Annotated in this window: 17 protein-coding genes and 7 tRNA genes; 20 read left to right on the forward strand and 4 right to left on the reverse strand. The window is 33.8% G+C overall.

Going from position 1 to position 26,309, the window contains the following annotated elements:
- Window positions 1–65: 65 nt before the first annotated feature.
- Window positions 66–827 carry an NlpC/P60 family protein gene (locus ACHRVZ_RS16870; RefSeq protein ID WP_395424058.1) on the reverse strand — a complete coding sequence of 254 codons (762 nt, stop codon included), beginning with the start codon at window positions 825–827 and terminating at the stop codon, window positions 66–68.
- Between the two features lie 71 nt (window positions 828–898).
- Entirely contained in the window at window positions 899–2,077 is a 1,179-nt protein-coding gene (locus ACHRVZ_RS16875) for an acetyl-CoA C-acyltransferase (RefSeq protein ID WP_395424059.1), read from the reverse strand.
- Between the two features lie 239 nt (window positions 2,078–2,316).
- Between ACHRVZ_RS16875 and ACHRVZ_RS16880 the strand changes: the two genes are divergently transcribed.
- From ACHRVZ_RS16880 to ACHRVZ_RS16910, 7 genes are all read left to right on the forward strand, one after another.
- Window positions 2,317–2,400, forward strand: a tRNA-Ser gene (locus tag ACHRVZ_RS16880).
- Between the two features lie 17 nt (window positions 2,401–2,417).
- A tRNA-Pro gene (locus ACHRVZ_RS16885) sits at window positions 2,418–2,492 on the forward strand.
- 32 nt (window positions 2,493–2,524) lie between these two features.
- Window positions 2,525–2,598: transfer RNA gene (locus ACHRVZ_RS16890), tRNA-Arg, on the forward strand.
- A gap of 146 nt (window positions 2,599–2,744) precedes the next feature.
- Window positions 2,745–2,818: transfer RNA gene (locus tag ACHRVZ_RS16895), tRNA-Arg, on the forward strand.
- A 53-nt stretch (window positions 2,819–2,871) separates the two neighbouring features.
- A tRNA-Glu gene (locus tag ACHRVZ_RS16900) sits at window positions 2,872–2,944 on the forward strand.
- Between the two features lie 56 nt (window positions 2,945–3,000).
- Window positions 3,001–3,073, forward strand: a tRNA-Glu gene (locus tag ACHRVZ_RS16905).
- Between the two features lie 65 nt (window positions 3,074–3,138).
- Entirely contained in the window at window positions 3,139–3,393 is a 255-nt protein-coding gene (locus ACHRVZ_RS16910; protein ID WP_395424060.1) for a GIY-YIG nuclease family protein, read from the forward strand.
- A gap of 138 nt (window positions 3,394–3,531) precedes the next feature.
- Here the strand turns inward: ACHRVZ_RS16910 and ACHRVZ_RS16915 are convergent, their stop codons facing one another.
- Both ACHRVZ_RS16915 and ACHRVZ_RS16920 read right to left on the reverse strand, forming a co-directional pair.
- Window positions 3,532–5,652, reverse strand: a complete 2,121-nt coding sequence (locus ACHRVZ_RS16915; RefSeq protein WP_395424061.1) for a cation:proton antiporter — start codon at window positions 5,650–5,652, stop codon at window positions 3,532–3,534.
- A 3-nt stretch (window positions 5,653–5,655) separates the two neighbouring features.
- Window positions 5,656–6,231: a hypothetical protein gene (locus tag ACHRVZ_RS16920; protein WP_395424062.1), complete on the reverse strand. Its 576-nt coding sequence runs from the start codon at window positions 6,229–6,231 to the stop codon at window positions 5,656–5,658.
- Window positions 6,232–6,624: 393 nt separating this feature from the next.
- Here ACHRVZ_RS16920 and ACHRVZ_RS16925 point away from each other — a divergent pair, with 393 nt between their 5' ends.
- The 13 genes from ACHRVZ_RS16925 (at window position 6,625) to ACHRVZ_RS16985 (ending at window position 26,170) form a co-directional block, all read left to right on the forward strand.
- On the forward strand, window positions 6,625–7,455 hold the full coding sequence (locus tag ACHRVZ_RS16925; RefSeq protein WP_395424063.1) for a phospholipase A: 831 nt from the start codon (window positions 6,625–6,627) through the stop codon (window positions 7,453–7,455).
- A 21-nt stretch (window positions 7,456–7,476) separates the two neighbouring features.
- Window positions 7,477–7,555 (forward strand) — tRNA-Glu (locus tag ACHRVZ_RS16930).
- A 441-nt stretch (window positions 7,556–7,996) separates the two neighbouring features.
- Window positions 7,997–8,593, forward strand: coding sequence for an RNA polymerase sigma-70 factor (locus ACHRVZ_RS16935; protein ID WP_395424064.1), 597 nt, complete (start codon window positions 7,997–7,999; stop codon window positions 8,591–8,593).
- Between the two features lie 200 nt (window positions 8,594–8,793).
- Window positions 8,794–9,939, forward strand: a complete 1,146-nt coding sequence (locus ACHRVZ_RS16940) for a FecR family protein (RefSeq protein ID WP_395424065.1) — start codon at window positions 8,794–8,796, stop codon at window positions 9,937–9,939.
- Window positions 9,940–10,053: 114 nt separating this feature from the next.
- A complete protein-coding gene (locus ACHRVZ_RS16945; RefSeq protein ID WP_395424066.1) occupies window positions 10,054–13,437 on the forward strand; it encodes a SusC/RagA family TonB-linked outer membrane protein in 3,384 nt (1,127 codons plus the stop codon).
- 5 nt (window positions 13,438–13,442) lie between these two features.
- On the forward strand, window positions 13,443–14,888 hold the full coding sequence (locus ACHRVZ_RS16950; RefSeq protein WP_395424067.1) for a RagB/SusD family nutrient uptake outer membrane protein: 1,446 nt from the start codon (window positions 13,443–13,445) through the stop codon (window positions 14,886–14,888).
- A gap of 16 nt (window positions 14,889–14,904) precedes the next feature.
- Window positions 14,905–15,672, forward strand: a complete 768-nt coding sequence (locus ACHRVZ_RS16955; RefSeq protein ID WP_395424068.1) for a DUF4843 domain-containing protein — start codon at window positions 14,905–14,907, stop codon at window positions 15,670–15,672.
- Window positions 15,673–15,704: 32 nt separating this feature from the next.
- Window positions 15,705–17,198: a PKD-like family lipoprotein gene (locus ACHRVZ_RS16960; protein ID WP_395424069.1), complete on the forward strand. Its 1,494-nt coding sequence runs from the start codon at window positions 15,705–15,707 to the stop codon at window positions 17,196–17,198.
- Between the two features lie 71 nt (window positions 17,199–17,269).
- Window positions 17,270–18,142 carry a thioredoxin family protein gene (locus ACHRVZ_RS16965; protein WP_395424070.1) on the forward strand — a complete coding sequence of 291 codons (873 nt, stop codon included), beginning with the start codon at window positions 17,270–17,272 and terminating at the stop codon, window positions 18,140–18,142.
- A gap of 4 nt (window positions 18,143–18,146) precedes the next feature.
- On the forward strand, window positions 18,147–19,622 hold the full coding sequence (locus ACHRVZ_RS16970; RefSeq protein WP_395424071.1) for a retropepsin-like aspartic protease: 1,476 nt from the start codon (window positions 18,147–18,149) through the stop codon (window positions 19,620–19,622).
- 28 nt (window positions 19,623–19,650) lie between these two features.
- Window positions 19,651–21,036, forward strand: a complete 1,386-nt coding sequence (locus tag ACHRVZ_RS16975) for a TlpA family protein disulfide reductase (protein WP_395424072.1) — start codon at window positions 19,651–19,653, stop codon at window positions 21,034–21,036.
- Between the two features lie 103 nt (window positions 21,037–21,139).
- Complete coding sequence (locus tag ACHRVZ_RS16980; protein ID WP_395424073.1) at window positions 21,140–23,959, forward strand: M16 family metallopeptidase; 2,820 nt, start codon at window positions 21,140–21,142, stop codon at window positions 23,957–23,959.
- Between the two features lie 144 nt (window positions 23,960–24,103).
- Window positions 24,104–26,170 (forward strand): cytochrome c biogenesis protein CcdA, encoded by a 2,067-nt coding sequence (locus tag ACHRVZ_RS16985; protein WP_395424074.1) that lies wholly within the window; start codon window positions 24,104–24,106, stop codon window positions 26,168–26,170.
- Window positions 26,171–26,309 lie beyond the last annotated feature (139 nt).

The following is a 26,309-nucleotide window of genomic DNA, read 5'->3' on the forward strand; positions in this document are numbered from 1 at the left end:
ACAGATTTAAAGGATTAAAAATGATTTTTAATCTGTGTTAATCTGTGAAATTAGTGGCTAAAAAATTATATAATTTTCTTGATTACTCTTAGTTTATGAGTGTGTTTGTTGATTTCAGGATTGTAAATTCCTAAATGGTCTAAACGGTCGATACGAACTTTTCCACTTGCGTGAATGATATAATTATTATCCATAATGATTCCGACGTGAATGATGTTTCCTTCGTCATTGTCAAAAAAGGCTAAATCTCCAGCTTCACTTTCTTCAATAAAACTCAAAGGTTCGCCTTCAAGTGCTTGTTGCGAAGCATCACGATGTAATTTGTATCCGTTTAGTTTGTAAACCATTTGTGTAAAACCGGAACAATCGATTCCGAATGGTGTTTTTCCGCCCCAAAGATAAGGTGCGTTCAAATACATAAAAGCGGTATTTATCAGAGCGCTTTTAGGTTTTATACCACTTGTTCTGGTGCCTTCGAAATCAAAGTTTGAAGTATTGATTTCGTTATTATTTAAAAATGATAAAGAAGCTCCAAGCGGAATTGGTAATAATAAGTTTTCAGGCGCAGTAATGTAATCAATCAAATCAGCATTTAGAATAATGGCATCATTACTTAATTGATTGTAATTTGCTTCAGAAATAACTTGATATTGTTTAGAATCTACCCAACCTTCGTAATCATCATATTGAATTTTTATTCGGGCCCATTGATTTTGGCGTTCTAAAATCTCGATGTGTTCGCCAAACAAAAGTTGTGTAACGATTTCACTTCTGTCACTTGGCTCAGATCGAACGGGTACTATGGCTAGATTGCAAATTCCGAACATTTAGGGTACTTTATTGAGTTGAAATCAGGAGTTATTTGTTTTAAATAACTCCTGATTTAATGTATTATTATTTAAGCTCTTTCGATAACAATTGCTGATGCGCCACCACCACCATTGCAAATTGCAGCAGCTCCGGTTTTGGCATTATTTTGTTCTAGAACATTTAGCAAAGTTACGATGATTCTTGCTCCTGAACAACCCAGAGGATGTCCTAAAGAAACAGCTCCACCATTTACGTTTACTTTATTGTTATCAAGACCAAGGATTTTTGAATTGGCTAGTCCAACAACTGCAAAAGCTTCGTTGAATTCGAAATAATCAACATCGCTGATAGCAATTCCGGCTTTATTTAAAGCTTTTGGTAAAGCTTTTGCCGGGCTTGTTGTAAACCATTTTGGTTCCTGAGCAGCATCGGCATAACTTTTTATGTAAGCAAGAGGTTTTAATCCTAATGAGATTGCTTTTTCTTCAGACATTAAAACTAAAGCTGCAGCTCCATCATTGATTGTTGAAGCGTTTGCGGCAGTAACTGTTCCGTCTTTTGTAAAAACAGCTGCTAATGAAGGAATCTTATCCAGTTTTACATTAGTGTATTCTTCGTCTTTAGAGACAATGATTGGTTCACCACGTCTTTGAGGAACTTCAACAGGAACAATTTCGTTGTCGAATTTACCGGCATCCCAAGCTTTTGCACTTCTTTCGTACGATTGAATGGCAAAATTATCTTGTTCTTCACGGCTGATGTTGTATTCAGTTGCACATAAATCAGCGCAAACTCCCATTGCGTTGTTATCGTAAGCATCTGTCAAGCCATCTTTTTGCATTCCGTCAAGCATAGCTGCAGGACCAAATTTAGTTCCGTTACGCATTTGTACGTAATGAGGAATCAAACTCATGTTTTCCATTCCTCCGGCTACTACAATTTCAGCATCTCCACAAGCGATTGCTTGCGCTGCGAACATAACAGCTTTCATTCCTGAAGCACAAACTTTGTTTACGGTAGTTGCAGCAACTTCTTCAGATAAACCTGCAAAAAGTGCAGCCTGACGTGCCGGTGCTTGTCCAACTCCGGCTTGTACCACATTCCCCATAAAAACTTCATCAACTAATTTTGGGTCCAGGTTAATTTTTTGAAGGGCTCCTTTTATAGCAGCAGCGCCTAGTTTTGGTGCGGGCACGGTAGATAAACCTCCCATGAAACTTCCGATAGGTGTTCTAACGGCAGAAACGATAACAACTCTTTTGTTCATTTTCTGTTAATATTAGTTAATCAAGCAAATTTACTCTTTATTTGAATAAATTCAAATTTTGGGGCAATTCGATTGGATTTTAAATTTAATATCAATTTTTTGTTAATTCTATTTGTTTGATTGTGAAGCGATTTAAAAAAAAGATCAAAAAAAGATAAAAAAAAGCGGTGAAATAGTTGTGAGATATATAATGTTGTCTTAAATTTGCAACCGCAAAACAGAACACGTTTCTTGAGCTTGGAGAGGTGCCAGAGCGGTAATGGAGCAGATTGCTAATCTGTCGACGGGTAACCGTCGCCAGGGTTCGAGTCCCTGTCTCTCCGCTTAATAATTTTGCCTTCGGGGTGTAGCGTAGCCCGGTTATCGCGCCTGCTTTGGGAGCAGGAGGCCGCAGGTTCGAATCCTGCCACCCCGACGAAAACTTTGCCATAAAGTTTTAAAACAAATGGACGCATAGCTCAGCTGGATAGAGCACCTGCCTTCTAAGCAGGCGGTCGAAGGTTCGAATCCTTCTGCGTTCACATAAGAAGCCACTTAAATCGAGTGGCTTTTTTGTTTTAATTAGCGAGGTATAGTTACAGAATAATAAATGGATTCATAGCTCAGCTGGATAGAGCATCCCGATTTCCAATCGGGACGGTCAAAAGGTTAAGTAAAGAAAATAAATGGATGCATAGCTCAGCTGGATAGAGCACCTGCCTTCTAAGCAGGCGGTCGAAGGTTCGAATCCTTCTGCGTTCACATCAAAAGCCACTCAAATCGAGTGGCTTTTTTGTTTTTATATTGAATGGCTTAAATGCATAGCTCAGTTGGATAGAGCATCCCGATTTTCAATCGGGACGGTCGAAGGTTCGAATCCTTCTGCGTTCACATCAAAAGCCACTCTAATCGAGTGGCTTTTTTGTTTTATATTGAAATGGCTTAAATGCATAGCTCAGTTGGATAGAGCATCCCGATTTTCAATCGGGACGGTCGAAGGTTCGAATCCTTCTGCGTTCACTAAAAAAAAAACACTCTATTTGAGTGGCTTTTTTTTGTTTAAAATTTAAACAAAAAATGATATGAACTTTTTCTACATTTTATACTCAAAAACATTAAATCAATATTATATTGGTCATACTTCTGAAAGTTTACAAGAACGATTACGTAAGCATCTATCAAATCATTCTGGATTTACTGGAAAAGCAAAGGATTGGATTATAATTTATTTTGAAGAATTTGAAACCAAATCACTGGCTTATAAACGTGAATTAGAAGTCAAGAAATGGAAAAGTAGGGTTAGAGTTGAAAAATTAATAAATGACTTAAATGCATAGTTCGGTCAGATAGGTCATCCCGATTTTCAGTCGAGACGGTCGAAGGTTTGAATCTTTTTGCGTTCACTATAAAAAAAAGCCACTCAAATCAAGTGGCTTTTTTGTTTTATGGTGATCTTATTTTATTAGTGTCTAATTTTATTTAAAAATTCGACCAATAATTTTTCCAATATCAGCAAAATCGTCCAGATTACTTACGGCTCTCTTTTCGGTAACCGTTTTGTCTATTTTTGAAAAAGGATAGATCAATATATAATTATTGTTATTCAGGTTTTTATTTAAAATTTCCGGTACTTTCTGCATTTGCGAAAAATAAGAATGCATTCCTCTGTCTGCCATTAGAACGATCAAACCCTCGTCCTGCTGCAAATTGCAGGCAGCTTCCTGAGCTTCCTGCCATATAGTTACAGTATTAAAAACAGCTTCAATATTTGCTTTTTTTATAATACTCTTTAAAATTTCGGTTGTTTTATCGTTGGCATAAAAGCTCATTTTTGCTCCTGAATTTTTGCCGATATTCCAGACTCTTAATAATGAATGAAAAAAACCTGGCTCGTGTTCTGCATTTGCAGGGATAAGAACAGCATATTTTTTTATGGTGGCAACAGGTTGAACAGCATGATATATAATGACATTTATTTCCTTATTTCGTAAGTATCCATTATAAAGATTATAGGTAAACGAAGATGAGAAACCTTTTTCTTCTTCTAATCCAATGATTAAATCGGTAATATTTTGTTCTTTGACAACATTGCTAATACCCAATACTACATCATTGTCATGTCTGGTAATAGGATTCAGTTTTACATCTGCTCCGGCAGCCATATTTACGGCTTCACCAAGTAGTTTTTCTGCATTTTTAGAAGAGGATTCGCTTTTGTCTTCATTGATTATATTTACGGCAAACAGACTGTCTTTATTGGTTTGCGTTTTAATTAGCAAGCCAAGATTAACTATTTTTTCAACGGTATTTTCATGGTTTAACGCTAACAGAATTTTTTCATTTTCGTGACTTGTTCCTGCGACAGTTTCTTCTTTATCAGAATCTGCAATTCTTTGAGCACTTGCCATCGAAACAAATGATGAAATAGTACAAGAAACCAATATCAGTAAAATACTTCCGTTAAGTACGTGTTCATTTAAAAGACGAACTGGTTCTCCGGCTTCATTTTCGAATAAAATAATATTGTACCCAACCATTACAGATGCTAATGTCGCTGCCGCAGAGGCTGCACTCATTCCAAAAATAAGTGTGCCCTCATCATTAGTAAGGCTGAATGTTTTTTTAGTTAAAATAGCTGCTACGTATTTTCCTCCAATCGAAGCTATAAGCATAATCGAAGCTACACCCAATGTTTCCCAACTCTGAATAAAAGCGTTAAAATCGATAAGCATACCAACACTAATAAGGAAGAAGGGAATGAAAATCGCGTTTCCAACAAATTCTACGCGGTTCATAAGTGATGAAGTATGCGGGATAAGTCTGTTTAACGCAAGTCCGGCAAAGAAAGCTCCAATTATGGCTTCGATTCCTGCTAATTCTGCCAGTAAAGCTGCAAGATATATCATGACAATAACGAATATATACTGCGAAATTTTATCTTCGACATTCTTAAAAAACCAACGCGCTATAATAGGAAATACCAGTAAAACTATAAGAGCAAACACCACCATAGAAACGGATAATTTCACCCAAAATGAAGTTCCTACTTCTCCTTGCGACATACCAACCACCACAGCCAATACGACCAATGATAGTACATCTGTAATCATTGTTCCGCCAACGGTTATGTTTACGGCCAGTTTTTTAGCGATGCCAAGTTTGCTTATCATAGGATATACGATAAGAGTATGAGACGAAAAGAGGCTGGCAAATAATACTGTGGTTAAAATGGAGAAATGCAATACATAATAACCGCCAATAAGCCCTAGCACAAACGGTACTATAAAAGTATAGATCGAAAAGGTAATACTTTTCCATTTATTTTTTTTAAAATCTCCCATATCAATCTCAAGTCCTGCCAAAAACATGATGTAGAGAAGTCCCGTTGTACCTGTTACCACAACGCTGCTATCTCTGGCAAGTACATTAAATCCGTTAGGGCCTATTAAAGCTCCGGCTATGATAAGACCTAAAAGGTGTGGTACTTTTATCTTGTTTAATAAAAGTGGAATACATAATATTATAATAAGCTCAATTAGAAATTTTAAGAGAGGATCTTCAATAGGTAGGCTAAGGTGTTGTATACTTAAAAACATATATTATTTTTTTTGAGGAAGAGTAAGTTCTACAGAAAATCTCGCAGTACAATTGTCTTGTCCTGTTATAGTTTGAGTTCCTTTAATGACATTATCTTTAATATCATCAAGAATTACGTTCATTTTTACATTAGTTTTCGAAACACTATCGGTTTTGAATTCAAGCAGTATTTTATCATCAATATATTTTGCTTTAAATACGCGAATGAGCTTTTTATTGTTTAGAACATTGGTGTAAATTCCTGTAGAATCCGATAAAAATTCCCAGGTTTCATTGCGCTGATCTCCTATTACGTATTGATTACATTTCGATTCACGACAAAGCATTTTACTATTCCAGATACCCTTAATATTTTCAGGCCATTCTTTTACTGAAGTAATATTGTTTTTGATAGAATCTTTTAAAGCATAAATGCTGTCACGGAAAAGGAGTAAAGATTGATAGTCTGTTTCTTTTTCGGTTATTTTTTCTTCTCTTAAGTTCAAAGCTTGTTCTCTTTTTTCGAGTTCAATTTCTTTTTTATTTTCGCATGAAATAAACAGGCATGTTAGAAATAATAATAGAGGGATTTTTTTCATAAAACAGGTCTTATAGATTAGATTTTGTAGAAATAAAAAGTCACACTTTTATTAGTGTAAAAGAAACTTTGATACTACAAGGTACTAAAATAATTGGGGATATGCCAGTTTATGACTCGGTAAGATTTATTCTGATTTATCTCCGATTGAATAAAGTTGGCGTTTTTGACATTACGAAATATACAAGATATATTCACAAATGATTATATAATAAGGTACTACAATTTAATTTTTTATAGATGATTAGTTGTTTCTGTAAAATTTTATGATCCCTAAAAAAAACACGGTGTAAATTTATTGAGTTAACCTTATTTTTATTGAGTTAATGCGATGTGTTAAAAAAAAGTACATTTATTTTAAAAATTTAAAATAATTACAATTTAATACAGATACATGCATTTCAAATACCTATTGATTTTTTTTGTTTTATTTTCAATCAAATCAAATTCTCAAATTTCTCAAATTTTAGAAGAAAAGAAAAATTTTCGGGCAGCAGATTCGCTGCTAAAAGAGCCTAGTTTTTCTGTTCATAAGGACAATTATTTTTTAACAGGTGTACCAATAAATACTGACATTACGCGTGACAATGCTGATGTAAAATATCAGGTGAGTTTTAAGTTAAGATTGAAATCAAAGCCTTTATGGGGTGGTTTTTTTCCTTATTTAATGTATACACAAAAAGCGTTTTGGGATATTTACGCAAGTTCAAAACCATTCTCAGAAATTAATTTTAATCCAGGTGTAGCCATCGTTCGTCCGTTTTATCTAAAGGGCAACCGACTTACTTACGGAACAATCTCGTTCGAACATGAATCAAACGGCAGAGATTCTATTTACTCCAGAACATGGAATATGCTTGCTTTTTCTTTAAAATCGCAGGTGTCTCCACGATGGACTGTCGGAATCAGAGGATGGATTCCGTTGGTTGATAAAGAAGATAATCCAGGACTTACAAAATATGTAGGCTATGGTGAAGCGAGTGCAACGTATCAAATTCAGCCAGGGAGATGGAGTGCAGACATTCTTTTCAGAAAGGGAAGTGGTCTTATTAATTATGGATCTTTGCAGACGCAAGTAAACTGGAGACCCTACAAAAATGAGAATTACTATCTCACGCTTCAATGGTTTGTAGGTTATACCGAAAGTTTAATTGATTACCAGGAGCATAAAAGTATGGTACGGATAGGTTTTACGATCAAACCGGAAAATATGGGGATTTTTTAAATTTTGCGCTGTTTAAAATAAAAAGCTGCATAGCTCAGCCGGATAGAGCATCCCGATTTTCAGTCGGGACGGTCGAAGGTTCGAATCCTTCTGTATTTTGCAATTTTCTACTCAATTGAGAGATTCGGTTATATTTTTTATTCAAATTTATTAAATCAAACTAGCTGACTCAAATCAGATTTGAATAAGATAAAGAATTAAAAACCTTTTTAATATTCCTTTTATTACAATCCAAAAACTTCCAAATTTTAAATTTAAAGAAATTAACTACAGACATTTTATTTTCAAAAATTAACCGAAAAAAAACACAACAAACTTTAGTATTGAAAAGGTGTTAAGAAATCTGTTTTTATGGCAGGAAAGAATTAAGAATTTAAAAATTTCACACATTATTTCTAGATTAAATTTAAATATCGATAAAATTGGTAGAGTTTAAAAGGGTTTGGCAATATTAGAACAGAAGCTGTTGACTACGATCAAATTATATTTATTGAATTATTTTATTATGTTTGTTCAAAATAATTTTTTTCAAAAGAAGTAATTGTCAAAATCAGATTTAAATAGTGATATAATTTTAATCAATCGCCTGCGAGATGGAGAGGAGTCTGCGTTGACTGAATTATACAATAAATTTTGGCAATCTTTGTTTGTTTCTTCTTATAATGTGTTAAAAGATAAGGAGTTGTGCGAGGATATTATTCAGGATATCTTTATGAATATTTGGCATAACCGTGAAAAGCTTGAAATTAATATTTCTTTGAAAGGTTATATGTATGCTTGCGCCAGATATCAGGTTTTTAATCAGTTCAAAAAGAATAAAGATAAAATTCATGTTGAACTTTTTGAGGATTTAGATAAACGTTTTCAGTACTCAACTCCCGAAACTCAATTGATGCATGAAGAACTTTTGGATCAAATTAATTCAATCGTAGAAGCGCTTCCCGAAAAATGTCAGTTAGTATATAAACTAAGCAGAGAAGAGCAATTATCGCACAAAGAAATTGCTGAACGCTTGGAGATCTCTACAAAAACAGTCGAAAATCATATTACAAAAGCGCTTCACGTTATTCGGCTTTCTATGGGAACTTCTGCCAGTATGGCTATGGTTTTATGGTTGTCAAAAAATCTTTTTAAGTAAGCAGTTATTTTCTGTAAATCTCAAAGTAGCAGATTGAATAATGTATTAGGTTTTTTGAAATTTAGCATAAAAATTTTCTTATTTTTTTGAGTTTTTATATAGAATTTTAAAAAAAAATAAAAAAAAGTGATATCTCGACTAGGGGGTAGATGGCTTTTTGTTTACTTACTATATAACCTCGCAATTAATTTTAATAAAGAATGAAAAAAGACGAATTTTTGGTATTATTGAACAGATATCTTTCTGGGGAAACCAATTTGGAGGAGGATAAGTTTTTGATGAATTATTTTGAGAGTTTTCAAAATGCTTCGGAATGGAATGAAGATTTGGGAGTCAAAGAAGAAGTTCAAAATAAAATGCTGAATAGAATTCAGGATTCTTTGAAAGCTGAAAAAGTTAAGGTTATACCAATAAGACCATTTTATACAAGATCTACTTTTAAAGTTATTGCAGCGGCATCTGTTGTAATGCTTTTTTCGCTTACATTATTATTCAATGTTGATAAAACATCGAAAGGAACTTTACCAGTCGCTGTAAATAAAAAAATTGAGATAGGTAGTGATAAAGCTACTTTAACATTAGAAGACGGATCTGTAATTGCATTAGAAAAAGGAGAAACTTACACGACAGGAAATGTTTCGAGTAATGGTGAAAAGTTAGTTTACAATTCAAAAAATGCAGTAAAAGTTATTTCAAACAACATATTAACGATACCAAGAGGCGGACAGTTTTTTATACAATTGGCTGATAGTACAAAAGTTTGGTTAAACTCTGAATCGCAATTAAAATATCCTGTAGCTTTTGTTGATGGTGAAACTCGCCAAATCGAGTTAGTGTATGGTGAAGCGTATTTTGAGGTATCGCCAAGTACGAAACATAAAGGTTCGAGATTTAAAGTAAAAACGCAATCGCAAAATGTGGAGGTTATAGGAACTGAGTTTAATATTAAAGCGTATCGCGACGAAACTTCAATGTATACGACATTAGTAAAAGGTAAAGTAGCAATAAGTAATGCAACGGCAAAAGAATTTTTAGAGCCAAGTCAACAATCTAAAATAAACTTCAACAGCAATACTATCTCAATATCGAAAGTAGATGTTTACAACGAAATTTCGTGGCGAAAAGGATTATTTGTGTTTAAAGGAATGCCTCTTAAAGAAATCGCAAAAGTTTTATCACGCTGGTATGATGTAGATATTGTATTTGCAGATCCGGCATTAGGAAATGTGAAATTTAATGGGGTTTTAAATAAAAATCAAAAACTAGAGGACATATTAACAACCATCAAGAATATTAATTTTATTAATGCCTATGAGATAAAAGACCATAAAGTAATATTGAAATAAAAAAGAAAAGGGATTAAAGCTTAGACTTCCGACGGTACTGCACTTTATCCCTTTTTTGAGTATTAATCAATTAATCCATTTTAACAACCGACCAACCAATTAACATGTAAATTTATGAAATTTAAATTAACCAGCGCACTTTTCTATTTTAGAAGAGGGCTAATTATTACCATTATGAGAACCTTTATCTTCTTGTTTTGCACAACAATTTTTGGTTTTTCTCCCGTAAAACTTTTTTCACAAAATGCAAAAATTGTTATAGCAGCTGATAAAACGGTAAGTGTTGACGAAGTTTTTGATATAATCAAACAGCAAACCAACTATACCTTTATTTATCAGGAAGATTTATTTAAAAAATTACCAAAAGTACAGTTAAAAAAAGGTACAATTCGAGTAAATGATCTTTTAAAAGCCAGTTTTTCGAGCAAAGATTTTGACTTTAGTTTTGCCAATGGAAACACCATTTTAGTCAAAGAAGTTCGTGTAGAAAAAGTAATTGTACAGCAATCTAAAAATATTGAAATTACCGGTACTGTAACCAATGACAGAAAAGAACCTCTGCCCGGAGTAAATATTAAAGTGAAAGGGACAAATGCAACGGCTCAAACTGATTTTGACGGAAAGTATACGATTACAGCACCAAACGACGGAATTTTATTGTTTTCGTACATTGGTCACAGATCAGAAATTATTGCCGTAAACAACAAAAAAGTAATAAATGTAAGTCTTGCAGAAGAAACAAAACAGTTAGAAGGAGTTACTGTAAATACTGGAGTTACTGTTCGTAAGAAAGAATTAATTACAGGAGCTGTAACCATATATAAAGGAGAGGAATTGCGACAAATTTCGACTCAAAATGTTGTTCAGGCATTAAAAAGTTTAGATCCGTCATTTATTGTTGTCAATAACAATTTAGTAGGATCGAACCCAAATATTTTACCAACTATTGAGGTAAGAGGGCAAACCAGTTTGAGCGCCAATCAAGTTGACAGTCAGTTTAGAGACGACCCAAATCAGCCGTTGTTTATCTTAGACGGATTTCCAACCACATTGCAACAAGTTGTCGATCTTGATATTAATAGAATTGCCAGTATCACATTACTTAAAGACGCCGCTTCGACAGCTTTATACGGTTCACGTTCGGCAAACGGAGTTGTTGTTATCGAAACCAATAAACCAATTCCTGGAAAATTACAATTTTCTTATGTTTATAATTCCTCCTATGAATTTGCAGATTTAAGTGTATATCATTTAATGAGTGCTGAACAAAAACTGGAATTTGAAAGACTTTCCGGTGCTTTTATTGCTCCAAATGGCTCAAAAGCTGATACGCAATACAAATGGGATCAGGAATACAATCGACGTTTAGCTGATGTACGTAGAGGTGTAAATACCTATTGGTTAAACGAACCAATCCAAATGGGACTTACTTCGGGACATAGTTTATCTCTTGGAGGAGGATCTGAGGAATTTAGATTTAACATTGCCGGAAATTATAAAACGCTTACCGGAACTATGAAAGGTTCTGAGCACAATACTTGGGGTTATAATACCACATTAAACTACAGAAAAAACAGATTAAGTCTTAATAACAACTTTTTTGTTTCGGGCGGTAACAATCAGGAATCGCAATATGGTACATTCGAAACTTGGGCAAAAGCAAGTCCATATTATTCAAAAGTGAATGAAAACGGAGTGATAACGCGTTATTTAGATGGTACTTCATTACCAATACCGTCAAATGTGCCTGTTGTGGTAAATCATGCTGCCAATCCGCTTTACAATGTTTTTTTACCGAGTTATGATAAAGGAAATGATTTTAATTTCACCAATAACTTTGCTATTAATTACGATATAAATTCACACCTTAAAAGTACAGGAGCAATATCAGTTTCCAGAAATAGTAGTATAGGAACTGTGTTTGTATCTCCGGATGATACCCGTTTTATTAGCAATATTGCGACAGAAAAAGGAACTTATACCAGAAACGAAGCTGTAAGTAATAAATGGAATGCAAACCTTGGAGCTACTTATTCTAATCTTTTCAATGGCGTACATTCTTTCAATTATACCATTCGAGCATCGGCAGAAGAAAAGAGAAATAACTCTTATTTATCGGCCTTAAGAGGATTTCCAATTGGAGTTCCCGGAAACCCTTCATTTGCTTTTGGATATGAACCTAACGCAAAACCAAAAGTTTTTCAGGAATTAATTCGCAGCGTCGATTTAACCAACCAAATTAACTACGCTTACGATCGACGATTTTTATTCGATTTTACCCAGACCATTTCGGGGGCAACCAATTTTGGAACGAACAAAAAATATTCACCTTATTGGGGTGTGGGACTTGGATGGAATTTAAATCATGAATTCAAAATGAACGAAGACATCGTAAACATTTTAAAAGTTCGTGCGAATGTGGGACAAACCGGAAATCAAAATTTAGTAGGTTTTGCATCTTATGATGTCTATGCTTACGATCCAAATACCAACGTTTTTGGAGCAGGATTAGGGATTTCTCAAATTGCAAATCCTAATCTTGAAGCTCAAAGAACCAAAGACATATCAATAGGATTAGATTTGGGAATGTTTAGAAACAGATTAACAGCCACAATAGGAGCATACAGCCGTAAAACGTCACCACAAATTGTAGCGATAGATCTTGCCTCTTCGACAGGTGTAGATGGTTATCCTTTAAACGTTGGGTATTTAACAACAAGAGGATTGGAGCTAAAAATTAATTACAACTTTATCTACGACCTAAAAAATAACTTTGTTTGGGGCGTAGGTTTAATGTCTACATCAGGGGATAATAAATTAGGAGGTTTCAGCAATGCGCTGGCTTCTTTAAATGCTGCGGCACAAAAAACATCAAGTTTAACCAGATTTTATGATGGTGCAAGCAGTAATGATCTTTGGGCAGTTCCATCGTTAGGAATTGATCCTGCAACGGGGCAAGAAGTTTTCTTGAAGAAAAACGGACAATCGACTTTTAATTTAGATAAAAAAGACGAAGTGGTTATGGGAAATTCAAGAGAAACGGCAACGGGAGTAGTTTCAACAAACCTTACTTATAAAGGTTTTAGTTTTGGATTATTTGTACGTTACAGTTTTGGAGCCGAAAGATTCAACTCTGCCTTGTACAATAAAGTAGAGAACATTGCAAAAGCTGATATTTTTGATAATCAGGATGCAAGAGCTTTTACAGATCGTTGGACAACCCCGGGACAAATTGCACAATTTAAAGCCATTGGTTTAAAAAATGATACCCCAATATCATCAAGATTTATTCAGAAAGACGATTATATCTCGGGCGAATCTATTCGTTTTGGTTATAGAATAACAGATAGGGCGTGGCTAAAAAGAAACGGAGTAACAGCATTAGGATTTAATGCTCTGGCAAACGAATTTTTTAGAGTATCTACTATAAAAGCAGAACGAGGTATCGATTTCCCTTTTTCAAGAATCTATTCACTTAGTTTAAACGTATCATTTTAATCAATATGAAAAAGTATATACATAAAATAGCGAGTCTTTTTCTGGTATCCGTAACAGCAATTAGCTGTAGTGATTTTTTGGATGTAGTGCCACAAGACAAAATTTTAGAAGAGCAAATTTATAGTTCAGAAACCGGTGTTCAAAACGCGCACAATGGGCTTTATATGCAATTGGTATCTAATAGCCTTTACGGACGACAATTGACTATGGATGCCATAGAGATTTTAGGACAACAATATAATATGTCGATAAATTCTGCACAAACCACATTGGCAAATTATTCGTATGCCGAAAAAGCACCAAAAGCAACCATTGCTCCTATTTGGGAAAAAGCGTTTGCAACCGTTTTATCAGCAAATAAATTTTTAGAAAGTTTAGACGAACACAAAGGAGTCGTTTCTGAAGAAAAAGCCGATTTATTAAAAGGTGAAGCCATTGCTATTCGTGCTATGCTGCAATTTGATATGCTTAGAATGTTTGGGCCTATTTATAAAGTATCACCAAGTGATCCGGGAATACCGTATTACGATAAATTTGAAACCGTAAACAATCCAATTTTGCCTGCTAACGAAGTAATGGCTAAAATTCTTGCTGATCTCGATTTATCATTAAAACTTTTAGCCAACGACCCTATTCTTACTATTGGAAAATACGGAACTACAAACGCATACAACGGCAATCCGTATTATTTTGAAAACAGAGCACAAAGAATGAATCATTTGGCTGTAAAAGCTTTAAAAGCACGTGTTCTATTATATTCTGGAGATAAAGTAGGAGCATCTAAAGCAGCCAATGAAATTATAGACTTTTTAAAAGCAAAACCCTATTTTACTTGGACTCCATTTTTAGAAGCAACAAATGCGGCTAATCCTGATCGTACTTTTTCTTCAGAAAGCTTTTTTGCTTTGAGCGATTATACCTTATATACCAAGCAAAAAGCATTATTTGATGCAAGTCTGGAAGATCAGGTAATCTACTCACCTTTATTAAGCAGATTAAATGCTGTTTTTGAATCGAATGACAATGATTACAGAAGCTTGCCAAGCTGGAAAGTTCCTATTGTAGGAGGAAAAACGCAGAAAACATTTTACAAATACGAAGATGTTGCCGATAAAAAAATGACGTTTCGTTTTCAGATTCCGATACTTAAAATGGCTGAAGTTTATCTTATTGCGGCCGAAACTGCTGCGGTTCCGGCTGATGGAATTGCATTTTTAAACACACTTCGTTTCAATAGAGGATTAACCAATTTAGGAGCAACAGCAGTTGTCGCCACAGAAGTTACAAAAGAGTACAAAAAAGAATTTATTGGTGAGGGGCAATTGTTTTTCTATTACAAAAGAATCAATTCAGCCACAGTACCAAACGGTTCAGCAGCATCTGGAAACATATCTATGAGCAAAGTACAATATGTAGTACCGATGCCGGATTCTGAAATTAATTTTCAATAATTTAATAAAGTAAAACATGAATAAAATATTGATTTTTAGCATCATCTTTTTGTCTCTATTGGGATTATCATCTTGTAGTCAGGAAGAAATAACGACTTATAAAGACACCGATAATATTTATTTCTCAAGAGCATTTTTTCCTTTGTTTAATAATGACCCGGTAATAGACAGTTTAGGCTTTAGTTTTGGTTTAGAGAATCCTTTAATCAAAGAAAGGGTTTATAAACTTGCAGTACGAGTTCAGGGAACTGTAAGTAATGTCGACCGAAAAATAAAACTTACCGTAGATCCTTCGAGTACAGCTGTTTTAGGAACCCATTTTACATTACCCGAAAATATTGTTTTACATGCAGGAAAAGAAGTAGATACTATACCTGTTACGTTACGAAGAACAGCCGACATGAAAACGAACAAGTTTACACTAGTGCTGAATTTGGAAGAAAATGAATTTTTTAGTACAAAAATGAAAAGTAAAGTGATCAATGTTATCACCAAAAAAACAGTAAGTTATATTCGTTTTAAGCTTACGGTTGAAGATCAGCTTACGCAGCCAAAAGGTTGGGTTGCTGGATTTTTTGGTCCTTTTTCAGCAAAGAAATTCTATCTAATGTGCGATTTAATGAATTTAGATCCCATTATTTTTAACCAGTCACCTGGAGGTCCAGGGTTAAGTGTACCGGATGTGCAATACTATCAAAATTTTATGAAGCGCTATCTCATCGATCAAAAAGCTTCCGGAAACACCATTTACGAAGAAAATGGTACTGAAATGTTCTTTCCATAAAATCATTCTTTTTAATTTAAAAATATAAAACAATGTTTAAAAATATAAAAATACAATTGAGCTTACTATTAGTTCTTTTAATGACTTATGGTTGTGTGAGCGACGAGGGGAATTACGACTATGAAGCCATAAATGAACCCAATGTAACCGGACTGGCTGAGGAATATACAGCTTATACAGGAGATTATTTTAAGATAACACCAAAATTAAATCCAACGCTCGACGATGGGACAGATCCAAATCGTTATGAATATTTATGGGTAGCAGTAAATCCTACAAAATTAGTTTCAGAGTCCAGAACGACAATAGGAACGACTAAAGATTTGGACGGAATATTAAAATTACCACCGGCAAAATATACCGTTTATTATTTTATAAAAGATAAAGTTACAGGCGTAAACTGGCAGCAAACTGCTTTTACCTTAAATGTAGTGTCTTCTATTTATGAAGGTTGGTTGGTTCTTGGTGACGTTGATGGAAAAGCCCGTTTAGACATGGTTTCGATTATACCAAATGTGGCTACACCACGTATTGTTATCAATGCTCTAGATGCTGCAGGATCTGCATTAAAACTAAGTGGAAAAGCCGTAAATGTGTATTGTGTTTCGCAGGCACTTTCCGGTACTAATACTTATGGTATTTATGTAACTGCTTCAGAATCTGGAACGGCAAGATTAGACCCGGATTCATTTGGATGGGCACAATCACAAAATATAGCGTACGAAACAGTTGGAGGAGCATTACCAACCAATTTTGGTGTCGATTTTATGAAATCGCCGGCAGGCGGAGAAAATTTCCTGTATAGTAATGGAAATATTTATTGTTATTACAGAACTTTTCAAATTAAATATGGCTTGCCGCAAAACAAAGTCGATAACGAGAGTAAAGATTTTTATGCCGCTCCATTTATAGCAGAAAATAGAGGTTCATTAGGAAGTCCGATATTTTATGATAAAAATGCCCGTCGTTTTGTACGATACAGTATGTCAAAAAGTACCTGTTCTGTAATGCCACCAGTAGTAGCTTCGCCAACAGTATTAGATTGGAACAATACCAATTGCGATTTGGTTTATATGACCACTTCAGCTTTTAATTCCTATGAAAATTTTGCAGTACTTAAAAATATTTCAACAGGCAAATTTCATTTAGTACGTTTTACTACAGGCTTAGCACAAGTATATTACAAAGAAATATTGAATGCACCAGATTTTGATAAAGCGACCAAATTTGCGGTCAGCCCAGATTCAGGATATTTATTCTATGTAGTTGGAAACAAATTGTATGAATACGATAACGGAACCCAATCTGCTAAATTAATGCTTGACAAAGGAACAGAAGAAATAACGTATATCGGTTTCCACTCGGGAGCAGCAAAAGGATTAACCAATAAACTAACGGTAGGAAGTTACAGTACAACCGGAAAACTAGAATTGTTTACCGTTCCACCGGTAAATGGAGATTTGGTTCTGGAAAAAAGTTATTCAGGATTATGCAAAATTGTAGATGTTGCATACCGTTTTAGATAATCAAAAACCTTAAAAATATCAAAAGCCGGATGAACACTACAGATTCATTCGGCTAATAAAAATCACATCGTATGAAAATCATTTTTAAAATTGCAAGTGCATTTTTGCTGCTTGCCTGGACTTCTATTGCCGTAAATGCACAGACACCGTCTACAGACGAAAGTTGGGAATTGGTTAAAAAACAAGCCACTACAGAGCATAAATTAATTTTTGTCGATTTGTATTTTACAGGTTGTATGCCGTGCGCACAAATGGACAAAGACGTATTTCCCGATCCAAAAGTAGCATCGTTTTTAAAAGACAATTTCATCACATTCAAATCTGATATCTTAAAAGAAGAAATTGGAAAAAAATTAAGCATGAAATATGGCGTTACAGGATTTCCAACCTTTCTGTTTATAAATGCCGACGGAAAAGTGATTGATAACGCAATGGGTTTTCAGGCAGTAGAACCTTTTATAGCTTTACTTCAAAATGCAAAAGAAGCAGCGAAAAAAGGGAACTTTAAAAAATATAGTCCGCAAATTAATGAAAAAGACTATCCGGAGTTTTACCAACAAGCTTATATGGCCGGCAAAAGAAATGTTTCTTTTGAGGTTGTCGATGCTTATTTAAAATCACAGCCTTCTATTGTTGCTGAGGTTCCCTTTGTAATTATTACAGGATTACGAATTGGCAAACAGTATGACGATCTTTTCTTGAAGAATATCACGCAATTGTCTAAAGATTATGCAAAAGGTAGTGTTTCAAGTCATGTATTTACCATTTTGCAACGTAAAAGAAAAGACTTTGAAAAATCAAATGATTTAGCTGGTTTCAAAAAATTACTGGCAGATGCAAAACCACTTTATACTGCTGAAGAATGGACAAAATATGAAGGTATTTTGTTGAAAGATTTTGGGGTTACAAAAGAAACAAACAATCCGTATACTTTACAAAAATAAAGCGATGAACAAGATATTGATACTTGCCGTTTTGACTTTGACATGTTCTGTTTATGCGCAGAATAAGTCAATTCTGGAATCGCTTAAAACATTTGAAAAATCATTTCAAAACAAAGATTATAATGCAATAAAAACATTGCTGTCGCCAGAATTTACTGTTGGCGTGGGCGATGCATCATCAAACGAATTTTATTTAAATACTATTTTCAAAGTTTCATCAGCATTAGATTCTCTACAAATAGGAAAATCTGTTGCAGTTAAAAATCAAACTCGTGTTGCCGTGAATTTTTTCTTTAAAGGAAAAGAAAAAAAAGCCTCAGAAATCGTTTTTAATGCAGCAAACAAAATACAATATGTAACTTTTTTTGATGGTTTATACAGAATCGATCGAAATGCTGAGGTAAAAAAAGTTGCCAGTATTCCGTTTGAAATGATCGAAAACGCAATCGCTATTAAAATAAAACTGAACAACACTGATCGCGAATTTCTTATGCTGTTCGATACCGGCGCAGATGGAATGGCTTTAAACCCAGATAGCGCATATAAAGCAGGAATAGTCATTACGAGTAATAAAGCAGCATCAGTTGTGGGCGGAAGTCAGCAGGTACAATATTCGGCAAATAATACAATTCATATTGGTAATCAAAGTATAGCCAATCAGGGATTAGTTATTTTTCCTAAAAGTAGTGTTTACGACGGCTTATTTGGCGCCAATTTACTTCGCAATTTTATTACCAAAGTTAACTTTGATACCAAAACAATTGACCTGTATAATTTCGGCAATTTTGTTTATGATGGAAAAGCAAAGCCGCTGGTTTTTGATTATAAAACGGGTTTGCCAATAGTGCCGTTAACATTAACTTTTGAAGATAAAAAAACTGTTGAAGGCAATTTTACTTTTGATACAGGAGCGGGTTATGATTTGATCGCTTTTGGACCTTTTAATCATAAAAATAACTTAGACAAAAGTATAAAAACCGAGTATACATCAACGAATCATAGTTTAGGACATCAAACACAAATTATTGGAGGAACGCTTCCAAATGTATCCATCAACGGAAATAATTTTTCGAACGTTACAATCGCTTTGCAGGAATATCAGGAAGACAATAAAAGCTGGGCTACTGCGGATGGATCACTTGGAATCGATTTAATCAAACGATTCAATTTTACGATTGATATGTTGCATAAAACCGTGTATTTAGAACCTAATAAAGCATTTAAAAAAGCATCGTCTTTTTATTTGTCAGGACTTGAGTTAGACTTTGACGATCAGAATAATTTAGTTGTAAAAAAAATTGCAGATACTGAAAACGAAGAGCTAAAAAAAATCAAACAAGGCGCAATAATAACACAAATCAATGATTTTGAAATTGCAGATTTACGCAATCCAGAAACCATTAAAAAATTAAAATCCAGCAAAGAAACTAAAGATTTTATTATGGAACAGAACGAGCAATCTATCAGAATTTCACTTTAATACATAATCAAAAAACAAATAAAATATCATGAAAAAACAAACCATTTTACTTCTGTTAATTGCCATTTTTGTCGGGCAATTTAGTTTTGCTGCAGACATTTCTGAGTATGCAGTAATCAAAGGAACAATTTCGATTCCTGATACTGAAATAAAACAAATTACCATTTATAATGTCGAAGAAGGACAACCTGCAGTAGTAGCGACAGCGAAAGTAAATGCTTCGGGCGAATTTGGTTTTATGTTACCCATTGCAACTTCCGGATTTTATTATGTTGATTATGGACAGTTTAAAGGTCGAAATCAATTAATCCGTTTGTATTTAGAACCTAAATTAGACATTAATCTTTCGATTAGTAAAGACAATTATGTTTTAAGTGGTAAAGCTTTGGGGCAAAATGCTTTGGTTCAAAAAGCAAATGGAATTTACAATGATTTTGCACCGTTTGCAAGAGTTGGAGGCAATGTAACTTATTTGGATTTTTATCCTTGGGTAGATAAAGGTATTGCAAAAGCAGACGTTTTTATAAAAAGTATTAAAACGAAAGATGCCACTTTTGATAAATTATTAAAATTGGCCGTAGCAACAGATGTTGAAGAATTGACCTATTACTTTTTTAGAATGCCAAGAACAGCATTTCCTGACAAAGACGATCGTCCGGCGGTTATTAAAACATGGCAAACTGATAAAAAATTTACAGATCCTGATTTGTTGAAATTAGCTAACGGAGTTTCTTTAATGTCAAATTATTTTTTCTATGTAACTGTAAATGGAGCCGGAGGTCCAAAACGTTTAGACTTGGCAGAAGCTATTACACACATTACAGATCCTACTTTAAAAGATGTTTTTCTACGTGATGCAGTAGCAACTTCTCGTATGAAAATCGAAGAATATGAAAAAGTGGCTCCAAGTATTAAACCTTACATGATCTCTGAAGCTAGTAAATCATTTTTAATTGATTATGAGAAAGTATTGCATAAAAATGTAGGTCAAAAAGGATTAGAATTTACTTATAAAGATATCGAAGACAAACCGGTTTCATTCTCAGATTTTAAAGGAAAGTTAGTGTACATCGATTTGTGGGCAACATGGTGTGGACCTTGTAAAGCAGAGATTCCTCACTTGAAAAAAATGGAGGAAGATTATCATGGTAAAAACATTGTATTTGTAAGTCTTTCATTAGACAAACCAAAAGACAATCAAAAGTGGAAAGACTTTGTTAAAAAAGAACAACTAAAAGGAATTCAGATTATGGCTGATAAAGATTTTGATTCTGATGTTGCCAAAAATTACGATGTAAATGCCATTCCGAGATTTTTATTATTTGATACAAAAGGAAATATTATTAATTCAAATGCCTTACGTCCGTCAAATCCAGAATTGAGAGAGCAATTAGATAAATTATTGAAAGTGTAAAAAAAAAATAAACACATAGAGACATTGTTTTAATTATTAATTTCAATCTATGTTTCTATGTGTTTAAAACTATACTAATCAATTTTAAAAAAAAGAAAATTATATGTTTTACAAACAAAAATCAGCACTTCTTTTCTTCGTTATAATTGCCAATTTATTTACGGTTCAGGCTCAAAATTTTAAAGGCAATGATCCAATTGCCATCAATCAAAAAATAAAAAAAGGAGTCTTGCAAAACGGAATGACGTATTATATTTATCCAACAACGGTAAATAAAAATACAGCCAGTTATTATATCATTCAAAACGTAGGTTCTATTTTAGAAAACGACCAGCAAAAAGGTTTGGCGCATTTTCTGGAGCACATGGCTTTTAACGGAACCAAGAATTTTGAAGGAAAAGGAATTTTAAACACACTACAAAAACAAGGCGCCGTTTTTGGCAAAAACATCAATGCATATACGAGCACAGACGAAACGGTTTATAATCTCGATAATATTCCGTCAAAAGAAAGTGGAGTAGTCGATACCTGTTTATTGGTTTTGCATGATTGGTCTGGTTTTTTATCCTTAACCAATCAAGAAATCGATGCCGAACGTGGTGTAATTACCGAGGAATGGCGTACGAGACAAAATGCTTCGCAACGTATTTACAATCAGCTAGCACCATATTATTACAATAATAGTTTGTATGCAGATCGTAAACCTATTGGCGACATGGACATTGTTAAGAATTTTGATTATCAGGTTTTAAGAGATTTTTATAAAGATTGGTATCGTCCGGATTTGCAGGCAATCGCGATTGTTGGAGATATAAATGCTGACGATATCGAAGCAAGAATAAAAAAACTTTTTGCTGATATTCCTGCGCGACAAAACCCTAAAAAACGTTTTGAAATTGCCATTCCGGATAATGATAAAACGACATTTAAATTGGCTTTAGATAAAGAAATTACAGCTTCGAATATTATTTATATGGTTCGTCATAAAGCAGAAAAGCCAACAGGGACTTTTGCTGATTTAGAAAAATCGACACAACGAAGTATTGCATTTTCATTAATCAATAACAGATTAAGTGAGTTGAATCAAAAAGAAGATTGTCCGTTTAAAGGTGCTCAAATTGGTTTTCAAAATTACAGCCGTTTAAATGATATTTTATTTATAAGCCTTTCTCCAAAACCTAATCAGCAGGAAGCAGCTTTTAAAGTTGTTATGGATGAATGGACGCGTGCGTCTAAATTTGGATTCTCAAAAGGAGAAATTGAAAGAGCAGTTGCTGAAAGAATTTCATCTTACGAAAATTATTTAGAAAAGATAGACGAAATCACACATAAAAATGTGATTGCTATGGTGAAAGATGATTATTTAAAGCATGAAGTTATTGGTGATCCGACAGCTGAATTTGAAATGATGAAGGTAATTCTTAAAAATTTAGACACCAACATTCTCCAAAAACAAATTAATGAATTGTACACTGCAAATAATAGAGTAATTGCAGTTACAGGAGTAGAAAACGAAACAAACTTAACGCAGGAGCAAGCATTTGGTATTATAGATAAAGCTGAAAATAATCCTGCATTAAAACCTTATATAGACAATTTTGTTGCCACAACATTAATGGGCGATACCGTTTTAAAGCCGGGAAAAATCGTCTCTGAACAGAAAAATGATGTAATTGGTGCTACAACTTATGTTTTAAGTAATGGTGTAAAAGTGCATTATAAATTTGCTGACAAAAATAAAAAAGAAGTAGAGTTACAAGCGCAAAGTTATGGCGGAGTATCATTGTACGAGCCAGAAGATATTGCTTCGGCTACCTATGCATCTAATTTGGCACTGATGTCTGGTTTAGGATCATTTTCAAATACAGATTTAGATAAAGTTTTAAAAGGAAAACTAGCTGCAAGTTCTGTTGATATAAACCCTCTTGGAGAAATGGTATCTGGTTCAGCGAATGTGCGAGATATAGAAACAATGATGCAGTTGGTTTATTTGCGTTTTGAAAAACCAAGGTTTGAACAAAACATGTTTGCCTTGATGAAACAAAGGTTTCAAAATTCTTTAAAAAATAAAGATAAGGATCTAAATAGGAAAATGAGTGATAGTATTTCGGCAATAACGTACGGTACTAATAATCCCAGAGTACAAATTTTAAATCAACAATTTATAGATAATTTGTCTTTCGACAAGATGAAATCAATTTACGAAAATCGATTTTGTGATGTGTCAAATTTTGAGTTTTACATTGTGGGCGATATAACTCCAGAAGTTTTAAAGCCTTTGTTAGAAAAATACATTGCAAGCATAAAAGGCATTAAACGTAAAGAAAATTTTAGAAATAATATACCAAAATGGATTTCTACAAAGATTGATAAAGATGTTTTTATCAAAATGGAAACACCAAAAAGTTCCGTAACAATTATGTATCAGCAAGAGTACAAATACTCTCAAAAAAATAAAATTTTAGCTTCGTTTTTAGGAGACATTTTAACTTTAAGATATACGGAAAGCCTACGTGAAAAAGAGGGCGGAACTTACGGCGCCCATATAAAGTGTTTTGCAGCTAAAGATCCGGAGCCATACCGACATCTTGCCATTACATTTGATTGTGATCCAAATAAGGTAGAGCTTTTATTACCAATTGTTTATCAGGAAATTGAAAAAATAAAAAAAGGTGAAATTGCTACAGAAGATTTAGAAAAAACTAAAACAAACTATTTAAAAGCGAATGCAGACCGTAAAAATTTTAACAGATATAGTATGGATTTGGTGATCAACTATTTTAGGGATAATGACAATATCGACGATCCAAAAAATTATACAGATATCGTAAAAGCGATGACATCAAAAGATATTCAGGATTTTGCAAATTCATTTTTAAACAAAGCAGATACTTGTGAAATAGTTTTTAAACCGCTACAATAGACATTTTAGAAACTTTATAAAAGAGTTTAATTAGTTCTCCCTATCAATAATTATTTTGAATTAGTAAGCAAATAAGTTTTTATAGCGGATTATTAAGGGGGCTGTTTATTGCTATTCAGCCCCTATTCTTTAAAATTTTATCCCATGAACAAGAACATATTTTTAGTGAGTATTATGCTATTGTTTTCGATAATGGCAAATGCTCAAATATACAATCCCATCAAGTGGAAAACGAATGTGCAAAAAATTTCAGAGACTGAATATGAATTGCAGGCACAGGCTACAATAGAAAATGGCTGGCATTTGTACAGTCAGAATGTTGCCGATGGCGGTCCACTACCCACACATTTTAATTTTACAAAAAGTCCAGATTTTCAATTACTTGGAGAAGTAAAAGAAGAAAAAGGAAAAATAATTAATGATCCGGTATTTAAAATGTCAATTAAGTTTTTTGAAAAAGAAACCACTTTTAGACAACGTATAAAAATAAGTAGTAATAAGCCATTTAAAATTAAGACCGAAGTTGAGTTTATGGCTTGTAATGACGAAAATTGTCTTCCGCCAAGTTATGATGAGCTTGAATTTAATATAAGTCCAATTGCTAAGATTACTGCATCAAAAGATATTCCTGCAAATGTTGTTGCTGCAAATGTAAAAGTAGATTCTTTGAAGGTGATCGAAGAAGTTCAGGTAGCTGATCTTCCGATTAAGAAAAATATTTCGCCAATAAAAAAGCCGCAAAAAGCAAAACCAAATAAACAAGATTTAAATAGTTTGGGAACCATTTTTATATTGTCTTTTTTATCAGGATTTGCTGCTTTGTTAACGCCTTGTGTTTTTCCGATGATTCCGATGACGGTAAGTTTTTTTACCAAACAAAGCAAAACAAAATCGCAGGGAATTAAAAAAGCCATTTTTTACGGAATCTTTATTATCACGATTTATATTTTTCTTGGTGCGGTTGTAACATGGGCTTTTGGTGCCGATTCATTAAATGCACTTTCTACGAATGTTTGGTTTAATTTGATATTTTTTATTTTACTAGTATTTTTTGCTTTCTCTTTTTTGGGAGCATTCGAAATTATGTTACCCAATTCGCTGGCAAATAAAGTAGACAATCAAGCAGACAAAGGCGGTATTATCGGAATATTATTTATGGCTCTAGCTTTGGCAATAGTTTCGTTTTCATGTACGGGCCCAATTGTAGGGACATTATTAGTTGAAGCAGCTTCAAGGGGAGGAATTGCTCCTTTTGTCGGGATGTTTGGTTTTTCTTTGGCTTTAGCGTTACCATTTACTTTGTTTGCCGCATTTCCGGGTTGGCTGAATTCTTTGCCAAAATCCGGTGGCTGGTTAAATGCTGTAAAAGTAGTTTTAGGTTTTTTGGAACTGGCTTTGGCTTTCAAATTTTTATCCAATGCCGATTTAGTTTTACAATTGCATTGGTTTCAAAGAGAAACTTTCCTGGCGATCTGGATTGCTATTTTTGGAGCTTTGGCATTTTATTTATTCGGAAAAATACAATTGCCTCATGACTCACCTGCAGCACATATTTCGGTTGGTCGTTTAAGTTTGGGATTAATTGTTTTAAGTTTTACTATTTATATGATTCCCGGACTTTGGGGAGCTCCATTGAATCTTATAAGTGCTTTTCCGCCACCTCAGGATTATAGTGAATCTCCTTACGGTGTTGGGAGTTCTAAAGGAAATAGTAACGAGATTGGATCGTTAGCAGCGGAACTTCCTGAAGGGGCACATCTTTTGGCTCCACATGATATAATGGCTTTTGACGATTATGACAAAGGACTGGCTTATGCTAAAAAAGTGGGGAAACCTGTAATGTTAGATTTTACTGGATGGGCTTGTGTAAATTGCAGAAAAATGGAACAGAATGTCTGGACAGAACCTGCAATTATGAACATCTTAAAGAATAATGTTGTTCTAATTTCTTTATATGTAGATGATAAACGAACGTTGACCGCTGAAGATATTGTTGATTCTAAATTAAATCCCGGAAAAAAAATAAAGTATATTGGACAAAAATGGAGTGAAATGCAGACACTTCGTTACAAATCTAATTCACAACCTTATTATGTATTGATGGATCATAATGAACAAACATTGCTGGAACCAGTTGGCTATACGGCTGCGACGGCAGAGTATCAGAGTTGGTTAGAAGAAGGGCTTTCAAAATTCACAAAGGAATTATAAAAATTAAATAATTTTACCACAATATAATTCACACTTTTTAAACAGAAAAAAAGTCTTTGAACAATCATGTTTGAAGACTTTTTTTGTTTCATAATGATTTCTATAGAACTATTTCTTTTCAAATTAATAGTGCAAATTG

Source organism: Flavobacterium sp. FlaQc-57 (assembly GCF_044007395.1).
GTDB lineage: Bacteria > Bacteroidota > Bacteroidia > Flavobacteriales > Flavobacteriaceae > Flavobacterium.

Coding starts and splice junctions, on each gene's coding strand:
- ACHRVZ_RS16870 (WP_395424058.1), bottom strand. CDS start 827: ATGTTCGGAATTTGCAATCTAGCCATAGTACCCGTTCGATCTGAGCCA.
- ACHRVZ_RS16875 (WP_395424059.1), bottom strand. CDS start 2,077: ATGAACAAAAGAGTTGTTATCGTTTCTGCCGTTAGAACACCTATCGGA.
- ACHRVZ_RS16910 (WP_395424060.1), top strand. CDS start 3,139: ATGAACTTTTTCTACATTTTATACTCAAAAACATTAAATCAATATTAT.
- ACHRVZ_RS16915 (WP_395424061.1), bottom strand. CDS start 5,652: ATGTTTTTAAGTATACAACACCTTAGCCTACCTATTGAAGATCCTCTC.
- ACHRVZ_RS16920 (WP_395424062.1), bottom strand. CDS start 6,231: ATGAAAAAAATCCCTCTATTATTATTTCTAACATGCCTGTTTATTTCA.
- ACHRVZ_RS16925 (WP_395424063.1), top strand. CDS start 6,625: ATGCATTTCAAATACCTATTGATTTTTTTTGTTTTATTTTCAATCAAA.
- ACHRVZ_RS16940 (WP_395424065.1), top strand. CDS start 8,794: ATGAAAAAAGACGAATTTTTGGTATTATTGAACAGATATCTTTCTGGG.
- ACHRVZ_RS16945 (WP_395424066.1), top strand. CDS start 10,054: ATGAAATTTAAATTAACCAGCGCACTTTTCTATTTTAGAAGAGGGCTA.
- ACHRVZ_RS16950 (WP_395424067.1), top strand. CDS start 13,443: ATGAAAAAGTATATACATAAAATAGCGAGTCTTTTTCTGGTATCCGTA.
- ACHRVZ_RS16955 (WP_395424068.1), top strand. CDS start 14,905: ATGAATAAAATATTGATTTTTAGCATCATCTTTTTGTCTCTATTGGGA.
- ACHRVZ_RS16960 (WP_395424069.1), top strand. CDS start 15,705: ATGTTTAAAAATATAAAAATACAATTGAGCTTACTATTAGTTCTTTTA.
- ACHRVZ_RS16965 (WP_395424070.1), top strand. CDS start 17,270: ATGAAAATCATTTTTAAAATTGCAAGTGCATTTTTGCTGCTTGCCTGG.
- ACHRVZ_RS16970 (WP_395424071.1), top strand. CDS start 18,147: ATGAACAAGATATTGATACTTGCCGTTTTGACTTTGACATGTTCTGTT.
- ACHRVZ_RS16975 (WP_395424072.1), top strand. CDS start 19,651: ATGAAAAAACAAACCATTTTACTTCTGTTAATTGCCATTTTTGTCGGG.
- ACHRVZ_RS16980 (WP_395424073.1), top strand. CDS start 21,140: ATGTTTTACAAACAAAAATCAGCACTTCTTTTCTTCGTTATAATTGCC.
- ACHRVZ_RS16985 (WP_395424074.1), top strand. CDS start 24,104: ATGAACAAGAACATATTTTTAGTGAGTATTATGCTATTGTTTTCGATA.